At 47.9% G+C, this 22,996-nt stretch carries 20 protein-coding genes and 1 pseudogene; 9 read left to right on the top strand and 12 right to left on the bottom strand.

Translation table 11 applies throughout. The features are described from left to right. The first annotated feature begins 51 nt into the window (after nucleotides 1-51). A complete protein-coding gene (locus H6G50_RS01695) occupies nucleotides 52-657 on the top strand; it encodes a class I SAM-dependent methyltransferase (RefSeq protein WP_190712619.1) in 606 nt (201 codons plus the stop codon). 172 nt (nucleotides 658-829) lie between these two features. On the opposite strand, the gene H6G50_RS01690 is transcribed toward H6G50_RS01695, so the two are convergent. From H6G50_RS01690 to cruF, 3 genes are all read right to left on the bottom strand, one after another. Next, nucleotides 830-1,774 (bottom strand): aldo/keto reductase, encoded by a 945-nt coding sequence (locus H6G50_RS01690; protein WP_190712616.1) that lies wholly within the window; start codon nucleotides 1,772-1,774, stop codon nucleotides 830-832. Nucleotides 1,775-1,887: 113 nt separating this feature from the next. Then, nucleotides 1,888-3,051 (bottom strand): 2'-O-glycosyltransferase CruG, encoded by a 1,164-nt coding sequence (gene cruG, locus H6G50_RS01685; RefSeq protein ID WP_242032663.1) that lies wholly within the window; start codon nucleotides 3,049-3,051, stop codon nucleotides 1,888-1,890. Nucleotides 3,052-3,143: 92 nt separating this feature from the next. Further along, on the bottom strand, nucleotides 3,144-4,061 hold the full coding sequence (gene cruF / locus H6G50_RS01680) for a gamma-carotene 1'-hydroxylase CruF (RefSeq protein ID WP_190712614.1): 918 nt from the start codon (nucleotides 4,059-4,061) through the stop codon (nucleotides 3,144-3,146). A 331-nt stretch (nucleotides 4,062-4,392) separates the two neighbouring features. Between cruF and H6G50_RS01675 the strand changes: the two genes are divergently transcribed. From H6G50_RS01675 to H6G50_RS01665, 3 genes are all read left to right on the top strand, one after another. Beyond that, a complete protein-coding gene (locus tag H6G50_RS01675) occupies nucleotides 4,393-5,589 on the top strand; it encodes a GNAT family N-acetyltransferase (protein WP_190712613.1) in 1,197 nt (398 codons plus the stop codon). A gap of 74 nt (nucleotides 5,590-5,663) precedes the next feature. After that, nucleotides 5,664-6,335 (top strand): phosphoribosyltransferase, encoded by a 672-nt coding sequence (locus H6G50_RS01670; protein WP_190712611.1) that lies wholly within the window; start codon nucleotides 5,664-5,666, stop codon nucleotides 6,333-6,335. 53 nt (nucleotides 6,336-6,388) lie between these two features. Then, nucleotides 6,389-8,077, top strand: coding sequence for a serine/threonine-protein kinase (locus tag H6G50_RS01665; protein WP_190712609.1), 1,689 nt, complete (start codon nucleotides 6,389-6,391; stop codon nucleotides 8,075-8,077). A gap of 207 nt (nucleotides 8,078-8,284) precedes the next feature. Here H6G50_RS01665 and H6G50_RS01660 read toward each other — a convergent pair whose 3' ends face one another. Further along, a complete protein-coding gene (locus H6G50_RS01660) occupies nucleotides 8,285-8,686 on the bottom strand; it encodes a transcriptional regulator (protein ID WP_190712607.1) in 402 nt (133 codons plus the stop codon). Between the two features lie 260 nt (nucleotides 8,687-8,946). Further along, nucleotides 8,947-9,195, bottom strand: coding sequence for a type II toxin-antitoxin system HigB family toxin (locus H6G50_RS01655; protein WP_190712605.1), 249 nt, complete (start codon nucleotides 9,193-9,195; stop codon nucleotides 8,947-8,949). 337 nt (nucleotides 9,196-9,532) lie between these two features. Between H6G50_RS01655 and H6G50_RS01650 the strand changes: the two genes are divergently transcribed. Further along, nucleotides 9,533-11,332: an ABC transporter ATP-binding protein gene (locus H6G50_RS01650; RefSeq protein WP_190712603.1), complete on the top strand. Its 1,800-nt coding sequence runs from the start codon at nucleotides 9,533-9,535 to the stop codon at nucleotides 11,330-11,332. A gap of 146 nt (nucleotides 11,333-11,478) precedes the next feature. On the opposite strand, the gene H6G50_RS01645 is transcribed toward H6G50_RS01650, so the two are convergent. Further along, nucleotides 11,479-11,793: a hypothetical protein gene (locus tag H6G50_RS01645; protein WP_190712601.1), complete on the bottom strand. Its 315-nt coding sequence runs from the start codon at nucleotides 11,791-11,793 to the stop codon at nucleotides 11,479-11,481. Nucleotides 11,794-12,074: 281 nt separating this feature from the next. After that, nucleotides 12,075-12,242, bottom strand: coding sequence for a metallothionein (locus tag H6G50_RS01640; RefSeq protein ID WP_190712599.1), 168 nt, complete (start codon nucleotides 12,240-12,242; stop codon nucleotides 12,075-12,077). A gap of 192 nt (nucleotides 12,243-12,434) precedes the next feature. On the opposite strand from H6G50_RS01640, the gene H6G50_RS01635 reads away from it, so the two are divergent. The 3 genes and pseudogenes from H6G50_RS01635 to H6G50_RS01625 form a co-directional block, all read left to right on the top strand. Further along, nucleotides 12,435-13,649, top strand: a complete 1,215-nt coding sequence (locus H6G50_RS01635; RefSeq protein WP_242032662.1) for a DUF4336 domain-containing protein — start codon at nucleotides 12,435-12,437, stop codon at nucleotides 13,647-13,649. Nucleotides 13,650-13,734: 85 nt separating this feature from the next. Then, nucleotides 13,735-15,750, top strand: a complete 2,016-nt coding sequence (locus H6G50_RS01630; protein ID WP_190712597.1) for a cation:proton antiporter — start codon at nucleotides 13,735-13,737, stop codon at nucleotides 15,748-15,750. 186 nt (nucleotides 15,751-15,936) lie between these two features. Then, nucleotides 15,937-16,131 (top strand): annotated as a pseudogene (locus H6G50_RS01625) (IS982 family transposase); the annotation flags it as partial. A gap of 50 nt (nucleotides 16,132-16,181) precedes the next feature. Here the strand turns inward: H6G50_RS01625 and H6G50_RS01620 are convergent. The 3 genes from H6G50_RS01620 to H6G50_RS01610 all read right to left on the bottom strand — a co-directional run bounded on the left by H6G50_RS01620 (nucleotide 16,182) and on the right by H6G50_RS01610 (nucleotide 18,967). Further along, nucleotides 16,182-17,021: a hypothetical protein gene (locus H6G50_RS01620; RefSeq protein ID WP_190712595.1), complete on the bottom strand. Its 840-nt coding sequence runs from the start codon at nucleotides 17,019-17,021 to the stop codon at nucleotides 16,182-16,184. Nucleotides 17,022-17,194: 173 nt separating this feature from the next. Continuing rightward, a complete protein-coding gene (locus H6G50_RS01615; RefSeq protein ID WP_190712593.1) occupies nucleotides 17,195-18,022 on the bottom strand; it encodes a TIGR02452 family protein in 828 nt (275 codons plus the stop codon). Beyond that, complete coding sequence (locus H6G50_RS01610; RefSeq protein ID WP_190712591.1) at nucleotides 18,023-18,967, bottom strand: metallophosphoesterase; 945 nt, start codon at nucleotides 18,965-18,967, stop codon at nucleotides 18,023-18,025. A 112-nt stretch (nucleotides 18,968-19,079) separates the two neighbouring features. On the opposite strand from H6G50_RS01610, the gene H6G50_RS01605 reads away from it, so the two are divergent. After that, the gene (locus tag H6G50_RS01605) at nucleotides 19,080-20,189 is read left to right on the top strand and encodes a hypothetical protein (RefSeq protein ID WP_190712589.1); all 1,110 of its coding nucleotides are present in this window, start codon (nucleotides 19,080-19,082) and stop codon (nucleotides 20,187-20,189) included. Nucleotides 20,190-20,244: 55 nt separating this feature from the next. On the opposite strand, the gene H6G50_RS01600 is transcribed toward H6G50_RS01605, so the two are convergent. Beyond that, on the bottom strand, nucleotides 20,245-21,534 hold the full coding sequence (locus tag H6G50_RS01600; RefSeq protein WP_190712587.1) for a PRC-barrel domain-containing protein: 1,290 nt from the start codon (nucleotides 21,532-21,534) through the stop codon (nucleotides 20,245-20,247). A gap of 505 nt (nucleotides 21,535-22,039) precedes the next feature. Then, nucleotides 22,040-22,771, bottom strand: a complete 732-nt coding sequence (locus H6G50_RS01595; protein WP_190712585.1) for a response regulator transcription factor — start codon at nucleotides 22,769-22,771, stop codon at nucleotides 22,040-22,042. Nucleotides 22,772-22,996 lie beyond the last annotated feature (225 nt).

The following is a 22,996-nucleotide window of genomic DNA, read 5'->3' as shown; positions in this document are numbered from 1 at the left end:
GAAAAAAAATAGTACGCTCTTTACATATATTGTTTAGAAATAGGTGGCAATATGAACGATTTGGAACTGTTTAGGAAGAAACAAAAATTCTTCGATCGCTGGGCCCCTAACTACGATTTTCTACTCACAACCGTCTTTTATCAAGCCATCCACAAGCGCTTGCTCGATTGCATCGAACTGCCCGAATCTGCCGAAGTTCTCGATTTAGGCTGCGGAACGGGAAAACTTCTCTCTCGTTTGGCAAAAAATTATCCCAGCTTGCAAGGAATTGGTTTGGACTTATCGGCAGAAATGCTCGATCGAGCGCGGCGAAACAATGAAGAAACTCGCATCCGTTATCTTCAAAGCAATGCAGAATCGTTGCCCTTTGAGGACGAACAATTCGATGCAGTTTTCAATACCATCAGTTTGTTGCATTATCCTCATCCAGAACGAGTTTTAGCTGAGGTGCGGCGAGTTTTAAAATCGGGCGGGCGGTATTATTTAGCCGATTTCTCGATGGGTGAACTTTTGCCGCAATTGCTAATTACGCCGGGAAGCGTGCGGTTTTATAGTCGCGAACAGCGCGAACAATTGGGAGAAGATGCGGATTTGCGGTGTTTGGGACATCAACCTTTACTAGGCCCAGTTCTTTTGAGTAGTTTTGAGAGAGAATGAATGTCTATTCTCAATGGTTTTTGTGCTTTTTATTGTCAAATTATGTCGAAAATAATAAAAGTTATCGAGATATAGTTTTACTTGCTTGTGAAAGTATATTTCTAAACACGCAAAAGTTTTGGCTGGTGGGCGCTGCCCACCCTACTAGACCGACTATTGTGCGCTCTACCCTCTATATTAACGATTCGCTCATCGCTGACAATTGTGCCGCATCTTCAACAGAAAGCGCCCAACCTAATGCTCCCGCATTATCGATCGCTTGCCGTGCATTTTTTGCCCCGGGAATTGGAATTGTTTCTTGCGCGACCAACCAGTTGAGGGCAATTTGGGCAGGAGTTTTCTGATATTTCGTTGCCAACTCCTGTAAGACTTGCAATAGGGGGGCGATGTTCTCTAAGCCTTTGGTGCTGAAAGCGCCACTAAACCGCCGCGCGCCATCGGGAGAATTACCGCTTTGGGGACTATATTTTCCCGTCAATAATCCTTGCGCTAAGGGACTGTAAGCGAGAATGGTTACGCCTAATTCTCGTGCTGTAGCGAGTACGCCGTTACGTTCGATTTGACGCGAGAGTAGGGAATATTGAACCTGATTGACGGCTAGGGGAATGCCGCGTTTTGCTAAAAATTGATGGGCTTCGCGCATTTGTTGGGCGGAATAATTACTTACACCGATCGCACCAATTCGCCCTTTTTCAACTTCGTCGGCAAGGGCATTCATCAATGTTTCTTGACTGAGGAAAAAGCTAAAGGGCCAATGGACTTGATAGAGGGTGACACGCGATAATTGTAAGCGTTTGAGGCTCGCTGTTACGGCTTCGTAAACTGAATCGGCAGAAAAGCGCCAAGGAACGGGCCCGAATTTAGTGGCAATATCGACCGAACGGCCATCTTCTTTCATGAATTGCCCGATTAGAGATTCTGATTCGCCCAAACCGTAAACTTCGGCGGTATCGAAAAAGGTAATTCCGGCATTGATTGCAGCTAGATAGGCTTCTCGCACTTGATTTTTATCGTAGCTGTTGCCGTAGTTCCAAAAAAGTTGGTCGCCCCAAGCCCAAGTTCCTATCCCAAGAGCGGTTACGGTGGGGCCGTTTTTTCCTAATGTGGTGGTCTGCATCGTTTTGATAATTCGTAGTTCGTAATTCGTAATTCGTAATTCGTAATTCGTAATTAGCTATTCATTCCTCACCCTTCATCATTCAAAACTCATTATTTCCCATTCATTATTCATTATTTATAACTTCTTCCTCGCCATTGTTTGGGTTTGTTTGCCGCAGATAAGAAGATACGCAGGACAGCAAGGGGATCGGCGAAGGGAGAAAGCCAAAAGAGTAAGGAAGCGGGGGATTTTTTTGGGGGACGGTAATAAGAGGGTGCGATCGCAACGAGCAATGCAAATCGGATGAAAACCAGCCCTAAATTGAGTCCGGTGAGGATTTTTAGCGGTAGCGTGCCGTAACCCATTGCAATTAATCCGCAACCGAGGATCGAGATGGGTATGGGGAGTGCTTGAGTGCAGAGTAACACCCATAAATCGTTCCAAATTTGCCCTTTTGAGGAGGCATCTTTAAGATCGAGCGATCGCCCCCACTCGCGCCAGGTTTCGGCTAATCCTTCGTACATCCTCACTTTTAGCACGCGCCGCCCGTCGAAAAATCCGACTTTGTAGCCTCGGGCGGCGATGTGGCGAGCGAGGGTTACGTCGTCGCAAAAGGAAGATCTAGCGCTTTCGTAACCGCCGACGCTTTCCAAGACGCTGCGACGGCAGAAAAAACACTGCCCGTTTGCCATGACGCGATCGCTAATTTTGGCATCGACTCCGGAAGCGTCAAATCGGTACAGCAACGTCATCAGTAGGGCGGGTTGCAACCACCATTCGCCGGGATATTCGAGGATGAATTGAGGCGAGAGGGAGATCAGATCGTAGCCTTCTGCTTCAGCAATAGCGAGTAAGCTGGCGACTAATCCCGCTTGGGGTTGCGTATCAGCATCAATCCCTAAAATCCAGCGACTTTCGGGGGAACTCTGCAAAAATCCGTAGTGTAGCGCCCAAGGACGGCCGATCCAGTGGGGAGGTAGGGGATCGTCGGTGAGGAGTCGAAAGCGGCGATCGCGTTCTGCTGCCGTTTTGACGATTTCTCGGGTTCCGTCTCGGGAGTTACTATCGACAATGGAGATTTCGCGAACTTCCTCTCCTTGTTTGCTCAAACCGGACAAACAGGGGGCGATGCGATCGGCTTCGTTAAGGGTGGGAACGACGATGCTGACGGCTGCCTGCATTTCTGGGGTGGGTTGTTGGGGCGCAATTGCGCCGCGCCGTTTTGCTCCTTTCAGCAAGCGTGAGAGGAAAATCAGGACGGCGGGAAGGCTGAGGAGTAAGTAGGTAAGAGACAATTGATAATTGAGAATTGACAATTGATAACGTTTTGGGCGGGTTGGCGATTTTAAGGTTTAGGGCGCAAACTTTGCGCCCCAATTATTGAAGATTAAGCGACTGGGATTTTAACTTTTTCGCTGTCGATCGCGTCAACTGTAGCTTCAGGGTGAGTAGAAGGCTGAGGCAGGGCGCGCTCTTGCATTGCTACGACATAGAATGCGATCGCGGGAGCCACTCCAACAACCATTCCTAAGACAACGGGAACCCAAAACCCGAAGGCAAGACTCATCACTGTCGCAAAGGCGAGGTTGCTAAGATAAACAGTTAGAGGAAAGGTTAAATCGCGGAACGCAGGGACGTTAAGTTTGCTCCACAATAGCGATGCGACGCTCATGAAAACAACGCCCGTACCGAACCAACCGGCAAAGTTTTGGTAAGGCATCCCGAAAAACGCGCCCGGTTGTTCCCAAATCCAGAAGGGAACGCTAGTTTGACTCATGGCCGGATCCAGGACAAAATCCCAGGAGGTAAGCAGGAGCGAGCCAAAGGCGATCGCGCCGACAATTTGCCACAAACGGGGGACTGCTAAGGCTTTCAGTCCCGCGCGCGCTAAAACGTAAGCGGAAAAGCCGAGATAAAACCAGGATAGGGGAATGGTAAAGGGAACCAAACCCGCGATTTTGTAGCCTAAGCCCTCGAGGTAGCGATAGTGTCCGAAGGGAAAACCCGTACTCGTTCCGAGCAGTTCGCTACTGAGCGAGAGCAGAATTGCCGGAATCATGAAAGTGAGTAATGGTTTTAAGCCCAAAGTTCGGTAGGCATAAAGGGCGACTGCTGCTGTGCCAAAGAGCATATAAACGACTCCACCCCCCGCCATCGACCATTGAAAAACTTTTTGACCGAATCCGGGCAAATTTCCCACCAAAGTGGCATTGGGTAAAATGAGCAGCAGACCTGCTAAACCGAAGACCATCGATAAAATGTGACTGACGAGCAGCGATCGCTCTGCCATAGCAAGTGATTTCATTAAAATTAAATCCTCTTGAGTTTGCGTGTAATTACTGGAATGCGAAGAAGCATCTCAGTCATTCCGACCTTGCCTGGGGACATTCCGCAATTTTCGCTTCAGAAAATCAGGAGTTTGTAAATCGGCTAAATAATAGTTTACAAATGTTTACGAGGATTGATGCGTCTAAATTGACAAATTTCTGCGTTCGGCTACAAATATCCGCCCTTAGCTGTCGTGGACGCTCTAGAAAATGGTTAAGATATAGGGGCAGCGTGCAATCGGCTGGTTTAGCCTCTCGATCGCTCAGCGTCTGTTCTCCTAACCGCTCGATGGTATCTTTTAGCCCCTAATGACTGAAACCACGCCCCACGTCGAAATTCGCGCTCTCCAATATCGAGACTTAGAACCGATCGAAGCTTTGGCTGTCCAGTCCTGCGAGTTAGATCCGGCCCACGACTGCACGACCTTAAACCAACAGCTTGAAAATGTCCGTCGTTGGTACGGCGTGCTTAAATTTTTAAGTTTGTTCCCCAACTCTCATCGCCACTTCTTCTGTGCTTATGTAGCGGAACAGAATCAGCGCCCTTTAGGAATGGTGCAGGTTTCTCCCTTCAATAATTCCCAAAGCACTTGGCGTATCGATCGCGTCTTGCTCGAAGAAATTGCCGAAAACGCAACCCTTTCGCCGACGGAAATTGGCGATCGCCTGTTGCGTCACTGTTTTGAAACAATTGTGGAAGCGAGAACTTGGATTTTAGAGGTCAATATCGAGCATGAAAGAACCCTCGGGCTTTACCGGCAAAACGGTTTTCAACCTTTAGCTCAACTGACCTATTGGGAGCTTGCCCCGGAGCAATGGCAAACGCTAGCCGAGCGCCAACCCAACCTGCCGAATCTTCTTCCGGTTAACAACGCCGATGCGAAGTTGCTCTATCAACTCGATACGGTATCGATGCCGCCGCTTTTACGCCAAGTTTTCGATCGCCACGTCAACGATTTTAAATGCAGCGTTCTGGGGAAAGTGCGGAATCATCTCGATCGCTGGCTCGGACGCGGGCGCAATCTCCAAGGCTATATCTTTGAACCCCAACGCAAAGCAGCGATCGGCTATTTTGACGTTCGCGTTTGTCGGGATGGAATGCAGCCGCACCAAGTCCAACTCACCGTTCATCCGGCTTATACTTGGTTGTATCCGGAGTTAATATCATATATTGTGAATTCTGTCAAGGATTTGCCCTTGCAAGCCCTACAACTGACCTCGGCAGACTACCAACCGGAACGGGAAGAGTATTTCGAGCAAGTCGGGGCAGAACGAATCGAACACACGCTGCTGATGTCGCGATCGGTGTGGCACAAAATCCGAGAAACTAAACGCTTAGACGCGCGGCAACTGTCGGAAATGCTGCAAGGACTCCAACCGAGAACGCCGATTCCAACGCGGATGTCCTCGCTCAACTCCGTCCTTCGCGCCCAAAAGATTCTCGATAGCGGCAGCCGTCTCAAAAAAGAATCCTCGCCCAAACCCCCCCAAGAACCTCAAACTTGAAATTAAAACTTAACACTTAAAACTTAAACAATTAGCAAGCGGCGAGGAATCAATCGTTCGAGGAGGTCAGCAAAATGAGGCAACCCCACGCATCCCTACGCGGCACTTTGCGCGATCGCACCGAAGCCGGTTGCTTGCTTGCCGAAAAGTTGAGCGACTTTGCCGACCGTTCGGACGTAATCGTGCTGGGATTGCCGCGCGGAGGGGTTCCTGTCGCGGCGGAAATTGCTAAGGCCCTCGGCGCGCCCTTAGATGTCTGTTTGGTTCGCAAACTCGGCGTTCCCGGTAACGAAGAGTTAGCAATGGGCGCGATCGGCTTGGGGGGAACGATGGTTCTCAACGATCGCTTAATCCAATCGCTGAAAGTTTCTGAAACTGCGATCGCGCAAACCATAACGCGAGAAATTCGAGAATTAGCGCGGCGGGATTTAGTTTATCGCGGCGAACGACCTTTCCCCGAAATTCGCGATCGCACCGTTATTCTCGTTGACGATGGAATTGCCACCGGTTCCACCGTTGCCGCTGCCATGAGCAGCTTGCAAGGTCGCGAACCCACTGCTATCATCGTTGCGGCTCCTGTAATTCCGCCCGATGCGATCGCGCAATTACAGGAGCGTGCCAATCGCGTTGTTTCCCTGTTGCAACCCGACCCCTTTCATTTTTTAGGATATTGGTACGGCGACTTTTCTCCCACGAGTGACGAAGAAGTGTGCGCGCTGCTAGCCCAGTCTCCAGCCGTAGGATAATTAACCTTTCCCAGTGGAACTTCCAATTTTTAATTTTTAATTTTTAATTTTTAATGTCGTTCCCCGACCGATTGCACTGTATTAACCCCGACTGTTTTCCCCTCACCGACCAGTCCGCCCGACAAAAATTCTGTTCGCGCTGCGGCACATCCTTGCAATTGTGCGATCGCTACCTTCCCCTCGAACGCCTCGGCGCGGGCGGATTCGCCGCCATCTACACCGTTTGGGACTTGCAAGAACGCCAAGAACGGGTTCTAAAAGTCCTCTCCCACGCTTCCGATAAAGCCCTCAAACTCTTTGAACGCGAAGCGATTATGCTGGGCAATCTTCGGCATCCCGGTATCCCAAGCGTCAACTCCGACAGCTTCTTCGTCGTTCCCCGACCCAGACAAGAACCGCTGTACTGTCTGGTGATGGAAAAAATCGTCGGCCCCACCCTCGAAGAAGTGCTAAGCGATTGTTTCCCGCGCGGTTGTCCGGAAAGCTTAATTATCGACTGGCTTTCTCAAGCTGCCGAAATTTTAGACGTTTTGCACCGCTCTTACGTCATTCACCGCGACATCAAACCCTCAAACCTGATGCTGCGCGGGTTTCGTCCCCCCGATCCCGTAACGGGAACGTTAGCCGAAGGGCAGTTAGTTCTCATTGACTTCGGCGGCGTAAAACAGAGAGATTCCACCGACAGTTCGACGCGCCTCTTTTCCTCCGGTTACAGTCCCCCCGAACAGGTTGCAGGGCAGTTTGTCGAACCTTCTGCCGATATTTATGCCCTAGGGCGCACGATGATTCACCTGCTGACCGGACAGCACCCCCTCGAATTGGAGGACGTGCAAACGGGCGCTTTGCAGTGGCATCACGCCGCGAACGCCAGTCCGGTTTTAATCGCTTTGCTCGAGGAGATGGTGCAATGGGAGATGCAAAAACGCCCGCAAAGCGCGCGCGCCTTGCAACAGCGTTTGAGAAAAATTCCGGGAACGCATTTTCATCGGGGGACGCGCTTTCGGCAAACGATGGGGCAGGTATTCCGCCGCAGCCAACAGCACTGGGTACAGAGTAACGCCAGCGCGCAGCAAAATTTAGCGCGTCTCAGTCGTCTGGTTAAAGTTACGGGGGCGGCACTGTTTGCTATTACTCGTTCGATGTGGGGCGGTGCGATTGGGGCGGTTTGCGGCACGTTGCTGGGCTTTGTCCTCGCGAATTGGACTCCCTTGGGGTGGAAGTTTGCCGACTTGGTGACGGAAAATTTGCCGCAACTGCTGGCAGGGGTTCGCATCGAAGCGCATCCAGAACTGCTTTTATTTGCCTGCGTCGGGTTGGGGACGGGTTGGGGATTGAGTCAAGCGGGGGGCTACGGGCAAACTCGGCGGCGTTTTTCGGCGGCTTCGCTGGGGTTTTTGGGGTACGGGATGGCGTGGTTGCTTTGGACAGGAATGCCTTATAACGCGATCGCGCGCTTTTTAGTCGCTATTGCCGCCGCTAGTGCTATACTGCCCCTCGGTTTGGGATTTCCCAGCCATCTGCTGTTCCATGCTTTTGCTGCCGCGATCGGAACGACCGGATTTTTCGCGCTTTCCCTCTGGCAAGACCATTGGTCGAGTTCTATTATTGAAGAACTTCTTTCGCTTTCTCGCCTCGATCTGAGCGTTGGTTTTTGTGCGTTATTAGGGATGGGAATTGCGATCGGATTGGGACTCAGTTTTTATGTTTTCTTACCGCTAATACGTTGGATAATTGAGAGTTAGCGATCGAGTTGAAGAAATAACCAGATGCTTCCTTAATCCCAATTCCCATAAGTTTTGTACTCAATCAACCTCATCCCCCTTTGCCCTGCTTTATTGATTTAGTGCAGACCCCGTGAGAAATGGTATTAATAGCAAAAACCCGGTTTCTTTGAGCAAACTGGTTAAGGCATCGAGTTTTTTGGAGAAACCGGGTTTTTAGAACGCACTTTAGTGACACATGGGGAAGAAGGCAGCAGGTGAGATATGAAAAAACTCACTAAGTTGTTGGATATGCTTTGCTGTAAGCTGCCTCTGACCGCTCAGCACAGCGGACACAATAGATTCAGTCTTAAAAACAGGAACAAGGTCTTTTTGTCGTAAACCCAATTCCATTATCAAGGCTTTTAATAGCTCTACACCATAAATATCGGGAATCAACTCTTGTGTTTTTTCATATTCATAAACTAATGTTCCTAATACATCAAGGTATTCAAGCTCATCAGAATTCAACTCCTCTTTGTCCAGTAGAGAATCAATTATTTCCTGAGTCGCTAAGAGTTGAGCCTCTGAGGTTATAGGGCGCGGAGGAAAGATATTGATTAATTCAACGTAATTACATGAGTGAATCATTGGGAAATCACTGAGCTTGTTAATCTAATTATGGAGATTATCAAAAGCTCGATAATCTCCAAGGGTTGCTTTTTTTGATTTTTATTAGTCAAACTATAGTTCATGTTTTGTTCCACGGGTCTTTTTTCCATTTATTTCGATCGTACTCATAGTGAGTTAATATAGCAGTTTTCACGCGAGTGAGGTACACCCAACGGGCGCAAGGCTTGCGCCCCTACCAATTTGATTTTGGAATCTGTACCTCACGCATATGAAAAACGCTATATATAGCGTATAAATATCTTTTGGCGTTCATAGTCTATAAATGTAATTAAGCGGTATTTGTTGCCCCCTATATCAAATATTGTTAATTTTCCTACAATATCTGCCGAAGAAAACGTTTGTTTGACTTCGACAAAATTTTTCCAATTGCTTGTCTTCGTTAATTTACACCATGTTCTTAAAGGCTCTTGAGAATCAATTTTTGTCTCCCAAAAACGCTTGAGTTTTGATTCTGAAATGATACGCATAAAAATGGTATTGTATTAGCAATAAAAAAAAGTTGTTTAAGCATAACTTTTCGATGAATCGTTTAATAAATTGTTCTAGTAGACGCTGACAGGAATAGACCTATCGTTGAGTTCGCACGACTGGATAGTGTTTAAGTCGCTTCCTTATAAGTAGGCGAACTCATGCCCTCGTGTACCGATCTATTCTACAAATCTTAGCAAATTGCGAAGTTGTTTGCAAGTCCGAGAGATCGGATGCACTCTGTAACCTTTGTCGTAAGGATACTGAGGTCTTATCCGAACGGTAGGGCGATCGCCTGCTTATAATGTTACCAAACATTCCTAAGCCTCATTCCCTATGTCCAATTACTGGAAACTCGCCCCTTACATTCGCCCTCAAAGCGGAACGATCGCGCTCGCACTGTGCTGTACTCTTGTATTTACAGCTTGTTGGCCCGTGCTGGCGTGGTTGTCGAAGTGGGTAGCGCAGTCGGTGGGAGAGGGGAATGTTAGCGAAATCGCGCGTTTAGCTGCCGTTGCTGCTACAATCTTCCTCATTCAAAAAATAGCCCAGTACGGACAAGATAGTTTAATGGCGAAAGCAGCGCTCGCCATTGCTTATAATCTCAGAACTCGTCTTTACGCTCACCTACAACGCCTCAATATCGATTACTTTGAATCGAGCAAAACCGGGGATTTATCCTATCGCCTCACCGAAGATGTCGATCGCGTCGGCGAAGTCGTCCAAAAAATCTTCCATCAATTTATACCCTGCGTTCTGCAAGTTATCGTTGTTTTAGGCTACGTTATTTATCTCAACTGGCAACTCACCCTTGCTACCTTTATTATCGCGCCTTTAATGGCGGTTTTGATCGGCTGGTTTGGCGAACAAATGCGAAAGTTTTCCCTCCGCAGTCAAAGCCGAATTTCTAATCTTTCCGCCTTACTTGTCGAACGCTTTGCCGGAATGCGCGCGATTAAAGCCTTCGCTGCCGAAGAAAGCGCGATCGCTGTTTTTAACCGCGAAGCAGAAAGCCATCGCCGCATTAAATACGCCACCGAAAAGCTCAAAGCCGTTCAATTTCCTGTCATTGGTTTTTTACAAGCTTTATGCGTTTTGCTCTTATTTCTACTCGGCGGCTGGCAAATTTCTAGAGGCAACTTAAGCGGCAGTTCTTTTGTTAGTTATTGCGTCGGTGTCGCGATGCTCATCGATCCGATCGCGATTACTACCAATAACTACAACGAAGTCAAGCAAGGCGAGGCTTCTGTGGATCGTATCTTTGAGTTATTCGCCACTCAACCCACGATTATCGAAACCGTCGGTGCAAAAGAATTACCCCCCGTTATGGGAAAAGTGGAATATTGCAACGTTAATTTTACTTATCCCGCTGCTACTTACTTTGCGTCAATCGACGACGAAGATACTCCCGCCAATTCTCGCCCTCTTGAAAGCAGTTTTCAGGGCAAAACTCCCACCTTACAAAATATTAACTTCCTCGTCCATCCCGGCGAAACAATTGCCCTTGTCGGTGCATCTGGTGCGGGCAAAAGTACGCTCTTAAATTTACTGCCTCGCTTCTACGATCCCGATGCGGGAGAAATTCTCATCGATGGGATTAAGATTCGCGATGTCACGCTACCGAGTTTAAGGCGAAAAATTGGGATTGTTCCCCAAGAAACAATTTTATTTTCCGGAACAATCGCAGAAAATATTGCTTTCGGACAAGAAAACTTCGATCTCGCGGCGGTAGAAGCGGCTGCAAAAGTGGCGAATGCCCACCAGTTTATCAGTCAATTTTCCCAAGGTTATTATACTTATGTCGGCGAACGCGGCGCGAACTTATCCGGCGGACAGCGCCAGCGAATCGCGATCGCGCGCGCTGTTTTTCTCAATCCGCAAATCCTCATTCTAGACGAAGCCACTTCTGCTTTAGACTCGGAATCCGAAGCTTTAGTCCAAGAAGCCTTAGAACGAATTATGCGCGATCGCACGGTATTTGTCATTGCCCACCGCCTCGCTACCGTTCGCCGCAGCGATCGCTTATTTGTGCTTGAAAAAGGTCAAATTGTCGAAGCTGGAACTCATGCAGAATTATTGGAGAAAAATGGTCGTTACGCACAATTTTATGCCCAACAATTCGATCGCGAATCGTAAATCCTACTCGATTAATCTAAAAACACTCAGTCTTGACAAAATTACACAGGTGGGCATTGCCGACTTGATGCCTTATTTTCGGTTCAATCCCAGAAACGGCAATGCCCACCCTACCATAGAGCGTGTTTTCCCGATGAGAATATATTCTACTTGACCGACTCTCTAGGCCAAATACGATTAATTTCTTCATCCTGTTGCGAAGCTGCAAAATTTTCCCAAACTATGCCATTAACATCTTGCGATTGGGCGAACTCTTTGGCGGAAGAATCTTCCCAGCCTAAATGACGAAGTTTTTGTTGACCGGATTGCGATCGCCGAATTGAGAAATTGACCTCATCCGTTCGCCATAAAGCATATTCATTCGGCACAACAACGCAAGGCTCGCAACTCAAACGTTGCGTATAATCTACAACAGATACTTCGATATCTTCAACAGACAGAGCAATATGAATTTTGCGCATGAGGCTCGATTGTTTAACATTAAGAATTAATATTTGTAAACAAGAGCGATCGGTAAGATAAATGATAAAAGAAGGGCGAACTTTCTTCGCCCTTATTCGCTACACTTCATTTTTTTCTGACAAACGCTCGCGACTTTTCTAAGAGTACAACCCGTTTACACTAGAATAAAAAGTAGGGTGTGTTAGCGAAGCGTAACGCACCGTTATCCTGAGAATTTAGGAAAGTTTATTCTAGGCAACGCAATCTTAAATTGGTATTAGCTTGATAAAACTTTCGCGCTTTACTCGTGACAGTGACAGCCCGAATTGCAGCAAGCTTCCCCATTAGGATGACCGTTTGCACAAGCTTCAGAGCAATAGAATTGACCATCTTTAACAACAGCTTTGTCTTCTGAAACTTCGCACTGGCACTTAGGGCAAGCACATTTCGTTTTAGTTGCAGTAGCCATCAGAATTTTTCCTTTGTAGTGTAAAAATCTGTCTTTATTCTAACGAAAAGTTCGCCGAATGAATAATATAAATCTTACCGCCCATCAACTTTATTGCAAAATAGATACAAAATTTAAAGTAAGCACTCTTAAAAGTCACCATCCTATTGTCAATTATTGATTTAGCGTTTATTTATGAGAAACTGAGAGAAAATGCCGATTTGGGTTATGGGGACAGAAGAACGCGGGCGCGATACAATAACGACTCTAAACTCCTCTAGTCGTCCGGGAGATTGGTTTTGGGGATTTTGGCCGTTGGTTCCCATCTATCCCTACGCACGGCGACAGACACTGCGCCAAGAAATCATACCCGATACACTCTGGACGTTCGAGCAAGTCCAAGGCATTTTTTATGTTGTCGTTCCGGTGCGAATGACGGTGGTGAAGTTGGAAGCAGGCGGATTGTTGGTGTATTCTCCCGTCGCCCCAACGCCAGAATGCAAGCGCCTATTGCGGGAGTTGGAAGCGCAGCACGGCGAGGTGAAGTATATTATTTTACCGACGATTTCCGGTTTGGAGCATAAGGTATTTGTAGGGCCTTTTGCACGCTGTTTCCCCAACGCGCAAGTGTATGTCGCGCCCCAGCAATGGAGTTTCCCGATTGATTTGCCGTTGAGTTGGTTGGGTTTTCCGCCGGAGAGGACGGAGGTTTTGCCGCCAGATAGCAGTAAAACGCCGTTCGCCGATGAGTTCGATTATGAGATATTGGGGCCAATCGATTTAGGGCTGCGTCCGTTTTCTGAGGTGGCTTTTTTCCACAAGCGATCGCGTTCGTTGCTCGTGACCGATACCATTGTTTCTATCCCCGAAGAACCGCCCGAAGTCGTACAACTCGATCCCTATCCTCTATTGTTTCACGCTCGGGACGAAGCGCGCGATCGCATCGAAGATAGTCCCCAACTCCGCCGCAAAGGATGGCAGCGAATCTGTCTGTTTGCCCTTTATTTTCGCGCCAGCGTTCTCGATACTATTCCCTTACTCAAAGCCTTTCTTCTGGCTTCTAATGCCCCGGAGCGATCGAAAAAAGCTTATTTTGGGATTTATCCGTTTAAATGGAAGGAAAATTGGCAACAATCGTTTGCCGCACTCCGAAAAAGCAACTTACTCGTCGCCCCCATCCTACAAACCCTCATTCTCAATCGCAACTCCAAAGAGACATTAAACTGGGCTAAGCGCATTGGACGTTGGGACTTCAAGCGCATCGTTCCCTGCCACTTCAGCGCGCCTATAACTGCCGACTGGCAGCAATTCCGCGAAGCCTTTACCTTTTTGGAAGGGAAAAATTCGTTACCGCGAGCCGATTTTGAAGTAATGGAACAAATCGATGAAATATTAGTTCGGACTCGTATTGTTCCCCCTGCCCGTTGACCCAATAATTTGTAATTCGTAATTACAGACAAAATTAATCTTCGTTTAATATTGAAACTATCTGGTTTCACTTTCCTAAAATTCAATGGCAGCCGTCAGTCCCTTCCTTCTCGATTTGACTTCGGTTTTAAGTGCCTCCGCGATCGGAGGATTCGTGGCGAATCGCCTCAAGCAACCCGTGCTTTTAGGTTACTTGGCAATAGGAATTTTAGTCGGCCCTTCGGGTTTCGGACTTTTAGATACGCCCGAACGCATTCAACCCTTCGCAGAAATCGGCGTTGCTTTTCTTCTTTTCGCCCTCGGCGTTGAATTTTCTCTCACAGAATTGAAGCGCGTTAAGGATATTGCCATCCAAGGCAGCGTCTTACAGATGGGTTCGACCATTTTATTGGTTGCTTTGGGATCCTTCGTTTTAAGTGTTGTCAGATCTCCCCTCGAAGGCTTATTTTTAGGAGCAGTTTTATCGCTTTCCTCAACCGCTGTTGTTTTAAAAACGCTTACCGAGCGCGGCGAAACGAATACGGTTCACGGTCAAGCAATGCTGGCAATTTTAATCGTTCAAGATTTAGCATTGGGGTTAATGTTAGCCTTGTTGCCCGCGCTCAAAAATCCGGAAGATTTTGGAACGGCTTTAGGGGTCGCCCTGTTGAAAGTTTTGCTCTTTTTTACTCTAGCTTTAGCAGCGGGATATTGGCTCGTACCGCCGATTATTAAACGGATTGCCCAAACGGAGAATAGCGAATTATTTTTGTTAGTGACGATTGCTTTGTGTTTGGGCGTTGCTTTACTGACGGCAAGTTTGGGGTTATCGATTGAAATGGGAGCGTTTGTGGCAGGTTTGATGCTCTCAGAAATCGATTATTCCGACCAAGCCCTGGCTAAAGTTCTACCGCTTAGAGATACTTTCGCGAGTTTATTCTTTGTTTCAATCGGGATGCTGATCGATCCAGGGGTTTTATGGAATAACGCCGTTATTATCCTGGAATTAGTTGTCTTGATTATGGTCGGAAAAGCGCTGATTGTGCTGCCGATTATTCTGAGGTTTGGATATTCCTTTAAAACAGCAATATTAGTGAGTTTAGGACTCAATCAAATTGGAGAGTTTTCCTTTGTTTTAGCCTTAAAAGGCTTTGAAATGGGGTTAATCGAACGGGAAAAGTATTTATTGTTGGTGGGAACGACAGCGATTACTTTAGTGATTACTCCGATCGCGATGAAATTTTCGCCCCGCCTTGCGGATAAACTCGCTAATTTTCCCCCACTCGAACGATACTTGCGCCAGTGGCAGCGCGATAAGCCCCTATTTGTCCCCGAAACGCTTTGCAATCATATCGTTGTAGCGGGATACGGGCGCGTCGGGCGCGTCGTGACCAATATTTTACGCGATCGCGGTTATCCTCTCATCGTCATCGACAATAGCGAAGCCGCAATCCAAAAGTTACGATCCGAAGGAATGCCCTATATTTTCGGCGATAGCGACTCGAAGCTGGTTTTGGAAAAAGCGCATTTAGAAAAAGCAAAAGCCCTCGCCATTGCGCTTCCCGATCCCGGCAGTACCCGCCTGCTGCTCAAACACGCCCTCGAAATCGCCCCAAATTTGGACATTGTGGCGAGATCGCACGAAAATAGCGAAATTGACCTTTTGACCCAAATGGGAGCCACAGAGGTCGTCCAACCGGAGTTTGAGGCAGCTTTAGAGATTGGTTCCCACCTCCTTTCTACCCTCGGCGAAAGCAAACCCGCGATCGACGACACCATTTCGACGCTACGCACCAATCGCTACCTCAATATTCGCCCGGAACGCGCCGCGATCGCCTTCCAAAACGATATCAGCGAGGCGGCAACTAGCCTGCACAACGAATGGATTGACGTTCCTACTCCTTCTCCCCTCGATGGTGCAACCCTAGCCTCTGCTAACGTGCGCAACTTAACCGGCGTGACGGTCATGGCGATTCAAAGCGGCGGCGAGACGAGTTATTATCCTAAAGCACAAACGGCGTTGAGATCGGGCGATCGCCTTTTAGTCGTCGGCAAGCGTTCCGAAGTTGCCGCCCTGAGAGCCTTGCTAGCGGACGATTCATCGAGTTCTGGGGCGATTTGAACGATTAGCGTTAGGAGTCCGAGTAGCGATCGATAGGGCTTCAATCTCTAAAATTCGCCTTCCAATCCATTCTAACGTCAGTTCGGGATAAGGGGAATGCGATCGCGTAGCGGAGGTGCGGGCTAGCCAAAAAAGGGAGAGACCCTGTAAGCTGCAAACGATCAAACCTGCAACGGGTCTCTCCCTATGTCTAGTTTAGAAGAACTGTTCTGTAACATTGACGATTTTTGCCAACAATTTGAACCCCAGTGGCAAAAAAGATTACTCAGCGAAGGGGTAAAAAACCGCCAACGCCAACGTGGACTGGCTCTGAGCGAAATCATGACGATTCTGGTTGCTTTCCACCTACATCACTACCGCAACTTCAAGCACTTTTACTTAACCTGAGTTCTGGATAAGGCTATATCAGACTGCGATCGACTTTTACAAACTTAAAACTTTTTCTTTTTTTTTGATTTCGATTTTGGCAATGAATAGACAGAATCATCGGCGCTTCTACCATGAAGCAAGACATCTCTATCAGATATTCGTTCGGGAAAACTTTCTTTTCGAGTAGAGTTTCGGTCAATCTTAACCTGTATTTTATCATGAATTGAAAGGCTATTGAAGTCATGCAAGCTAGGCAGACCTTTGTAATGATGAAGTTTATAGGTAACTAAGAAAGCGACCGGATAAAACTTTATGAGATTAAAAAATCCAACCTTATCAAATTTCCCAGGCACTGCCAACCTACAATAATCCCTAAGAATTATGGTTTTTTCATAAGGATTAACCCAGTAAAAAACATGAATGTCTTCGTGAATCGGTGTGGATGGATTTATTATAGATGGTCGAATTATTTCGTCCAATACAATATTATCGGTTTCGGTTTTTGCTGCGAGAATATGGCCTAAAACAGAACGCATAACTGCATTGGGATGAAATTCAACTTCAAAAGAATCGGGCAAAATCAAGTGACTTTCAACAAAACTCTCAATGGTTTTTGAAAAATCCCCTAAAGCTTTATCATATTTCGATCCCAATAAGTTATTACAGTTAGCGCAAATTGTTTTATATGTTATACCATTTTGGTCTTGGCGTGGACGAAAAGAAGTATCACCGATAAATTGATATAACAATTTAGAAGTAACTCTACTTTTAGCAGGTGGGCAACATTGAGGAGGCACGTGATCTATTGATAATAGACTTTCCTTTTGGCAGATATTACAAATGTTATCTTTCTTATAAAACTTCTCAACGACTGGATTCTTGGATTTTCGAGTAGCTCCCATAAGGTTAATTGAGATGTAGTGTTGATACACTATATGATAAAACAGAAAGCAGTACGTGCGATCTATCCAGCTTGTACTCAAATAATTTTGTCAAGAGTGATTAGCGGGATTTTGCCCGGAATCTTGGCTCGAAAAAGCTGAGAGTCTTATAGATGTGAGTTCGGCAGAGCGGACTAGGAAAATCGCGCTTGAAACGCTTTGAGAGTTGCTTTATCGGCGGTGCGATCGTAGATTGCAAAGACGACGCGATCGAATGCCCCGAAAAATCGTTCGGAAGAGAGCCATTTTCCAAACGCATCGGCAACTAAAGGCGGTTGGTTTTGGAATACGCCGCAGCCCCAAGCGCCTAAAAGTAGGTTGCGATGTCCTTGGGCAGCAGCGATCGCCAGCACTATCCCAGCACGGCGGCGTAACGCTGTCTCTATCTCCTTGGCGCAACCCGGATTGCGTTGAAGGGCGACTCCAGCATTCGGTGCGGGGGCGGTAATCACTGAGGCTAAAAATAGGGTGTTGGGGGCATCGTGGCTGCGAGTGCGAAACCACGGCACGCGGGGCGAGTAGATGATACGATCGCTGTAAAGTACCGATTCATTGGCTCGATTGGCTTCGTAGTAAGCCGGTTGCGTTAGCAAACAAGGATATAGCCCCGAACAGCGCGCCAAATCTTCTTCCTGCGCCTTAGCTCCGTTGAGGAATCCGCCGCCGGGATTGCGGGCTGAGGCAAAGTTTAATAGGACGAGATCGGGGACGGATTCGGTTACAACGAGGCGGTAAGCTGCAATCTGGGTGGTTTCATCGGTGACTTCAAGGGTTGCAAGGTTGCCCGGTGAGGAAGGGGCGGCGTTTAGTAACTGTGCGCCTTCTTCGGGGGTGTAAAGGCGAGTTTGTGCGATCGCGTTTTCTAAGGCGGGTTGCAAGGAAATTTGCTCGCCGTTAGGAGCGATAAAGAAACCGCGATCGAGCATTTCTAGCGTTTCTCGAGCAATATTTTTAAGGGACATTTATACAGCTTTCAAAGCAATGCTTCCTTCATCAAAAACCTGCCCGTCGGTGCCAAGTCCTTTAATAACCATGCGATCGCGGTATACTTCATAGGTCACAAAACTAAACCGCGATTCGGCATAAGCCGAAAACTCTTGCCTTGCTTCCAGCGGACGCAAATACGCTCCGCCGCCACCGCAGATAATATACGTCGTTCCGGCGATCGCATTCGAGCGTTCGTAATGATGTTCGTGACCGTTAATATAAACTTGCACGCCATATTTCTCAAACAGGGGCGAAAACTTGGCCACAAAAGCTTGATTCACACCGTAATGACCGGAAGAATAAATCTGATGGTGTCCGAGTACCACCTTCCACGGTGCAGTGCTGCGTTCTAACTCCAACTCCAACCACGCGAGTTGTGCGTCGCCTGCGGGATTATTCGACGCATCGGGGACGTAGAACTGATTGGTATCGAGGACAAAAAATTGCACGTCCTCTTTGCGGAAGGTATAGTAACGCCCTCCCATATTAAACCCGGGATATTCAATTTGGAGGTCGCCGTTTTCAGTGCGAATGTCGTGATTGCCTAGGGTCGCATAAAACTTCACGCCGTTCGCGAGTAAGGATTCGTAGGGACGCTCGAATACAGCTTCGATCTTCTCGATTTCGCCGTTGGTGTAGATATTGTCGCCCGCGAGCAGGACGAAGGGGAAAGGATTTTGCTCGCGATATTGCGCGATCGCGCGCCCGACGGCATACTGATCTTCTGCTCCCGAGCCCGTATCTCCCACCGAAACAAAGCGCAGCAGGGGTAAGTTGGAAGCGGGGGATAAGGAAACCGGTTCGCGCGCGTCGGCGGTTTCGTGAGGCGAGGGCGCTTTGGCGAGGAAATGACTGCCCAGCGCTAACGACAATCCACCTAAAGCACTCAGTCCGAGAAATTGACGGCGTTTTAAACTCATCGGTCGAAGGGGATGTGTAGAGAGCCAAATTGAGTATATCCCTCTTCTGAGGCAGAAATCAAAGCTGATAATTGTACACTGTTCGTTTAGATGTGTATTTCAGTCGGAGGGAATGATGTCGGAAGGAGCGCCAGAACGACCGGACACTTTATCGAAGGCGGACGCGCTAAAGTCTCTGCGGGAGACGATTCAACAACTCGATCGCGTCGCTCGCCGTCTCGAATCGGCTACAATCGATGCGTTACCGCCTACGACGGCTTTCACTCGCCTCGCAGAAGATTTAGAAGCGTTAGAGACCGATCTCGCGCCTATTGCGCCCGCTCTACGCGCCGCAGATGTAGCGAAAACCGCAGTTGCACCCCCACCCAAACGCGGTTTTTTTGCCAAGCTGCGCTCTTTCCTCCCAGCTTCCCTGAATGAAAAACTCTCTAATGGCGCGCTTGCTGGAATCTTAGCCGGACTCGTCGCCGCTGTTATTGCTTTCATCGCCGTTTTAATCCCTGATTCGCCACCAAAAACCGTTGCTGTCGCGCCTGCGCCTAATAAGGTTGAAGCCCCCGTCACCGTTACTCCTTCACCCAACGTTATTGAAGTTCCGGTGACTGTTGCTCCTTCGCCGTCGTTGGAAACACCCGTTACTGTTAATCCTTCTCCCTCGGTGGTAGAAGTTCCCGTTACGGTCGTCCCGTCGCCATCGGTGGTAGAAGTTCCCGTTACGGTCGTCCCGTTGCCATCGGTTAGCGAACCGGCGAAGGATTCTCCTGCATCGGAAGTTCCTACCGCCGCAGAAGAACCTGTCGCGCCGATAGATACCCCTTCAGAAGTTGCAACTCCGATTCCTGCTGAAATCGCAGCGCAGCCTGAAGAACCCATCGTGGTGGAAGCGCCACCGGAACCGGTTCTTACCCCAGAACAGCGTTTAATTGCAGCGATTAAAACGCAGGTTGCTCAAATTACTAGCCAGTATGCGGATGGTTTGATTCAGTCGATTCAAGCGGATTTTATTGGCAGTCGCTTGGCGGTGAGTTTAAAAGATGAGTGGTACGATCTGAGTGCATCTCGACAGGATCGAGTGGCGCAGGAGATGTGGACGCGATCGCAGGAACTCGATTTTAGTAAGCTAGAACTGACCGATAGCGAAGGTCATTTAGTCGCTCGCAGTCCTGTTGTGGGACAGGAGATGGCAATCTTTTTGCGCCAGCGACTCGGGATCGATCGATAGTTCCCAGTCTATCCAGGAAACCCCACTTATCGACTCTCGATCTTTTAATTACTGGCTACTCTTCGTAGACTGCACTTAATAATTTCGAGAGCATTTCGGCTCGTATCGCTTGTTTGACCGCGTGGTAGGTAATTAAGTCGCCGACTTCAAGAATAAGACTATTATTGCGATCGCGAATTTCTTGCACGACGGGACGACCGAGAGCATTTTGGATTTGCTCGTTTCGGCTTAAATCTTCGCTTTCGTCTTCGCGTTTGCGCATCAGCGGAACCGAACTTTCCCAAAGTTCTTTAGCGACCGAATTGCCTCGGCTTGCTGCCGCTTCAATCCAAGCGGCTAGGTTGCAAGTCTTTAGCTCGCTACAAGTTTTGCACCATCCTTTGAGGTTTGCTTCATCAATCGAATAACCCACAGCATCGAGGAGAGCTTTTTCTTGGTGGTGTTCGATGGCGCGAGCGATTTCGCGCTCGGTTACGATTTGACCCGGAGCGGCAATAATGGAGCCGTCTGGATTTTCGACCATTTTGCGAACGCGCCGTCCCCAAGCACGCGCGAGCGGATTGGGCATTTTACAAGTTAGCGCTTCACCAGGAATCATCCCCAAATCATCACCCCCAACCGCAGCATATAACTGTTCGAGAATGCCTAAATTCTGAGCGACCGCAGCGTGAGCGGAAGTAATGAGTTGACCGGATACGAGGAGTGGTATGCCGTTGGGCGTACAAACTTGTTCGCGAGCCACCCGACCCACAACAAAGGCTTTTTGGAGCATTTCTAGGGAAATCGCAGGCGGAATAGGAGTTTTGCACTCGTGGAACTTTCTTTCTTGCATCCGTTCGATCGTTTCCGGTGCAACCCTAATCTCGCGATCGCTAATTTCAATAATGCGGTTAGCCGGAACGAAGCTTTTTCCGGTTTCAGGGTCGGCATATTTGCCGCCAAAAGCTTCGTAGCCTTCGATCTTGCCAGTTTCTGGGTCGAAGTAAATATCGCTCGCCCGCCCTAGATTTTGTCCGTCTAGAGTTAGGATTTGGCGATTAATTGCTAAGTCTCTGCTGCTTCGATAGCGTTGAAACTTACTTCTATGACTGAGTGCGAGCCACCCGTCTGCATCGACAACAATTGCGTCCTTTCCGATTGCAGAAACTGCTCCTAGTGGCAGAATGCTGGTCTCGTCTCCAGGTTCCGATTCTCCGACCCAAAATCCGATGATGCGATCGCAATTTCGACGGGAGCCGTTACCGTTAGCAGAGACAACCAGCGAATCTTGAATGCTTTTTCCTAAAGGTTCTCGCGTTGCTTGTCGGACAATCGGTTTACCGATCACAAAGTTCCCTTTCAACATTATCTTTGCCTTCCTCTTTCCCTCTCCATCTCATTAGCTCCTTCGTTTTTGCAAGTTTTCTACTTCAATTTATAAAGAGAATTACTAACTTGCTGAAATTGACCGTGAATCCCATTAATTTGATTTACTTATCGGTTTTATTTCTGTGCGTTATGCTTTACAAAATTTAATTTTAATAATGAATTAAGAGATTGAGAGGCATTTTTAATTTAAAATTTAGGATCCTTTAGAAATCGACGAGACTCTGGAAAGAAATTCACGATAGAATGCCCATTCAGAGTCGAGCCTATTGCTCGGCGAGCAATTTTCTTACCCAAAAAAATTACCAGTGTTAACACTAGCTCTATTCCATTAATGCTTAAAAAACTCCAGGTTGAATCTTCCTGGAGGCAGAAAAGCCCTGTGGAGGCTTCCCTACGAAGAAGAACCCGAAGCAAAAATTTCTTTTGGAGAAGTTTAATTGTTAGGTTGCGGAAATTGGCAGAGCGAGCGAGGATGCGGTATTTTAGCCGACTAAGCCCGAACGTAGGGCGCGAACGGCGGCTTGGGTGCGATCGTCAGCACAGAGTTTGCTGAGAATGTTACGGACGTGGGTTTTAACGGTTCCGACGGTAATATGTAATTTTTCTGCGATCGCTGCATTGCTGCACCCTGCAACAATCAATTCGAGTACGTCTAACTCCCGTTCCGTCAGCGGGTAAGCTTCTATTAACTGTTGATACTCCGGTTCGATCGCGTCAATCGTTCTCGTTGCCGTTTCCGGAAGCACTTCCTCGCGTTCAAGGCGATCGCGATCTTCACCTTTACGCGCCTGCGTTAACACGATCCGCGCGATCGCCGGATCGATCCAAGCATTCCCCTCATGGGTTAATTGAATCGCGTGGACTAAATTCTCCAAACTTACATCTTTGAGGCTATAAGAATCTGCACCCGCTGCAAACGCGGCTAGAACCGAGTCCTCGCTGCTATGGGAGGTGAGTATCAACACGCGCGTTTGTACCGAACTGTTAACGAGCGACTGCTTCAAACGCTGCGTCAACTCGATCCCATCCCAATCGGGCAAGCCAATATCCACCACGGCAACATCCGGCTGCATCGTTTCAATTGTCTTTAAACCTTGACGTGCATTCGCTGCATCGCCGACAACTTCAACCTTTTCGCTCTGCTTGAGAGCGGCGCAAAGACCGATGCGAGTTAGGTCATGATCTTCTATAAGAACAACGCGAATCTTGCTCATAAAGTATCGGGTTAAGAAGGGACAGAAATTGAGACGACCCAAAAATCCGGCTAAGGATTATCGCGAGTCGTACTCCCTTCTAGCTATTTAACACCATTATTTACCCCATTATCAAAGCATGATTGAGCGCTCGCATCTATCTAAAGAAATAATACAATCCCTCTCTTTAGAGATTTCGAGAGAACCGATAAGCTCCCTTCCTCCTCAAAAAGACTTCGCGAAAAA

The organism is Oscillatoria sp. FACHB-1406, from assembly GCF_014698145.1.
Lineage (GTDB): Bacteria > Cyanobacteriota > Cyanobacteriia > Cyanobacteriales > Spirulinaceae > FACHB-1406.
Note: the sequence above shows the minus strand (reverse complement) of the source record. Positions and strands in the feature narration are given on the sequence as shown.

What these genes read in the sequence shown, in the direction of transcription:
- H6G50_RS01695 (WP_190712619.1), top strand. Translation starts at nt 52, where the DNA reads ATGAACGATTTGGAACTGTTTAGGAAGAAACAAAAATTCTTCGATCGC.
- H6G50_RS01690 (WP_190712616.1), bottom strand. Translation starts at nt 1,774, where the DNA reads ATGCAGACCACCACATTAGGAAAAAACGGCCCCACCGTAACCGCTCTT.
- cruF (WP_190712614.1), bottom strand. Translation starts at nt 4,061, where the DNA reads ATGAAATCACTTGCTATGGCAGAGCGATCGCTGCTCGTCAGTCACATT.
- H6G50_RS01675 (WP_190712613.1), top strand. Translation starts at nt 4,393, where the DNA reads ATGACTGAAACCACGCCCCACGTCGAAATTCGCGCTCTCCAATATCGA.
- H6G50_RS01670 (WP_190712611.1), top strand. Translation starts at nt 5,664, where the DNA reads ATGAGGCAACCCCACGCATCCCTACGCGGCACTTTGCGCGATCGCACC.
- H6G50_RS01665 (WP_190712609.1), top strand. Translation starts at nt 6,389, where the DNA reads ATGTCGTTCCCCGACCGATTGCACTGTATTAACCCCGACTGTTTTCCC.
- H6G50_RS01660 (WP_190712607.1), bottom strand. Translation starts at nt 8,686, where the DNA reads ATGATTCACTCATGTAATTACGTTGAATTAATCAATATCTTTCCTCCG.
- H6G50_RS01655 (WP_190712605.1), bottom strand. Translation starts at nt 9,195, where the DNA reads ATGCGTATCATTTCAGAATCAAAACTCAAGCGTTTTTGGGAGACAAAA.
- H6G50_RS01650 (WP_190712603.1), top strand. Translation starts at nt 9,533, where the DNA reads ATGTCCAATTACTGGAAACTCGCCCCTTACATTCGCCCTCAAAGCGGA.
- H6G50_RS01645 (WP_190712601.1), bottom strand. Translation starts at nt 11,793, where the DNA reads ATGCGCAAAATTCATATTGCTCTGTCTGTTGAAGATATCGAAGTATCT.
- H6G50_RS01640 (WP_190712599.1), bottom strand. Translation starts at nt 12,242, where the DNA reads ATGGCTACTGCAACTAAAACGAAATGTGCTTGCCCTAAGTGCCAGTGC.
- H6G50_RS01635 (WP_242032662.1), top strand. Translation starts at nt 12,435, where the DNA reads ATGCCGATTTGGGTTATGGGGACAGAAGAACGCGGGCGCGATACAATA.
- H6G50_RS01630 (WP_190712597.1), top strand. Translation starts at nt 13,735, where the DNA reads ATGGCAGCCGTCAGTCCCTTCCTTCTCGATTTGACTTCGGTTTTAAGT.
- H6G50_RS01620 (WP_190712595.1), bottom strand. Translation starts at nt 17,021, where the DNA reads ATGGGAGCTACTCGAAAATCCAAGAATCCAGTCGTTGAGAAGTTTTAT.
- H6G50_RS01615 (WP_190712593.1), bottom strand. Translation starts at nt 18,022, where the DNA reads ATGTCCCTTAAAAATATTGCTCGAGAAACGCTAGAAATGCTCGATCGC.
- H6G50_RS01610 (WP_190712591.1), bottom strand. Translation starts at nt 18,967, where the DNA reads ATGAGTTTAAAACGCCGTCAATTTCTCGGACTGAGTGCTTTAGGTGGA.
- H6G50_RS01605 (WP_190712589.1), top strand. Translation starts at nt 19,080, where the DNA reads ATGATGTCGGAAGGAGCGCCAGAACGACCGGACACTTTATCGAAGGCG.
- H6G50_RS01600 (WP_190712587.1), bottom strand. Translation starts at nt 21,534, where the DNA reads ATGTTGAAAGGGAACTTTGTGATCGGTAAACCGATTGTCCGACAAGCA.
- H6G50_RS01595 (WP_190712585.1), bottom strand. Translation starts at nt 22,771, where the DNA reads ATGAGCAAGATTCGCGTTGTTCTTATAGAAGATCATGACCTAACTCGC.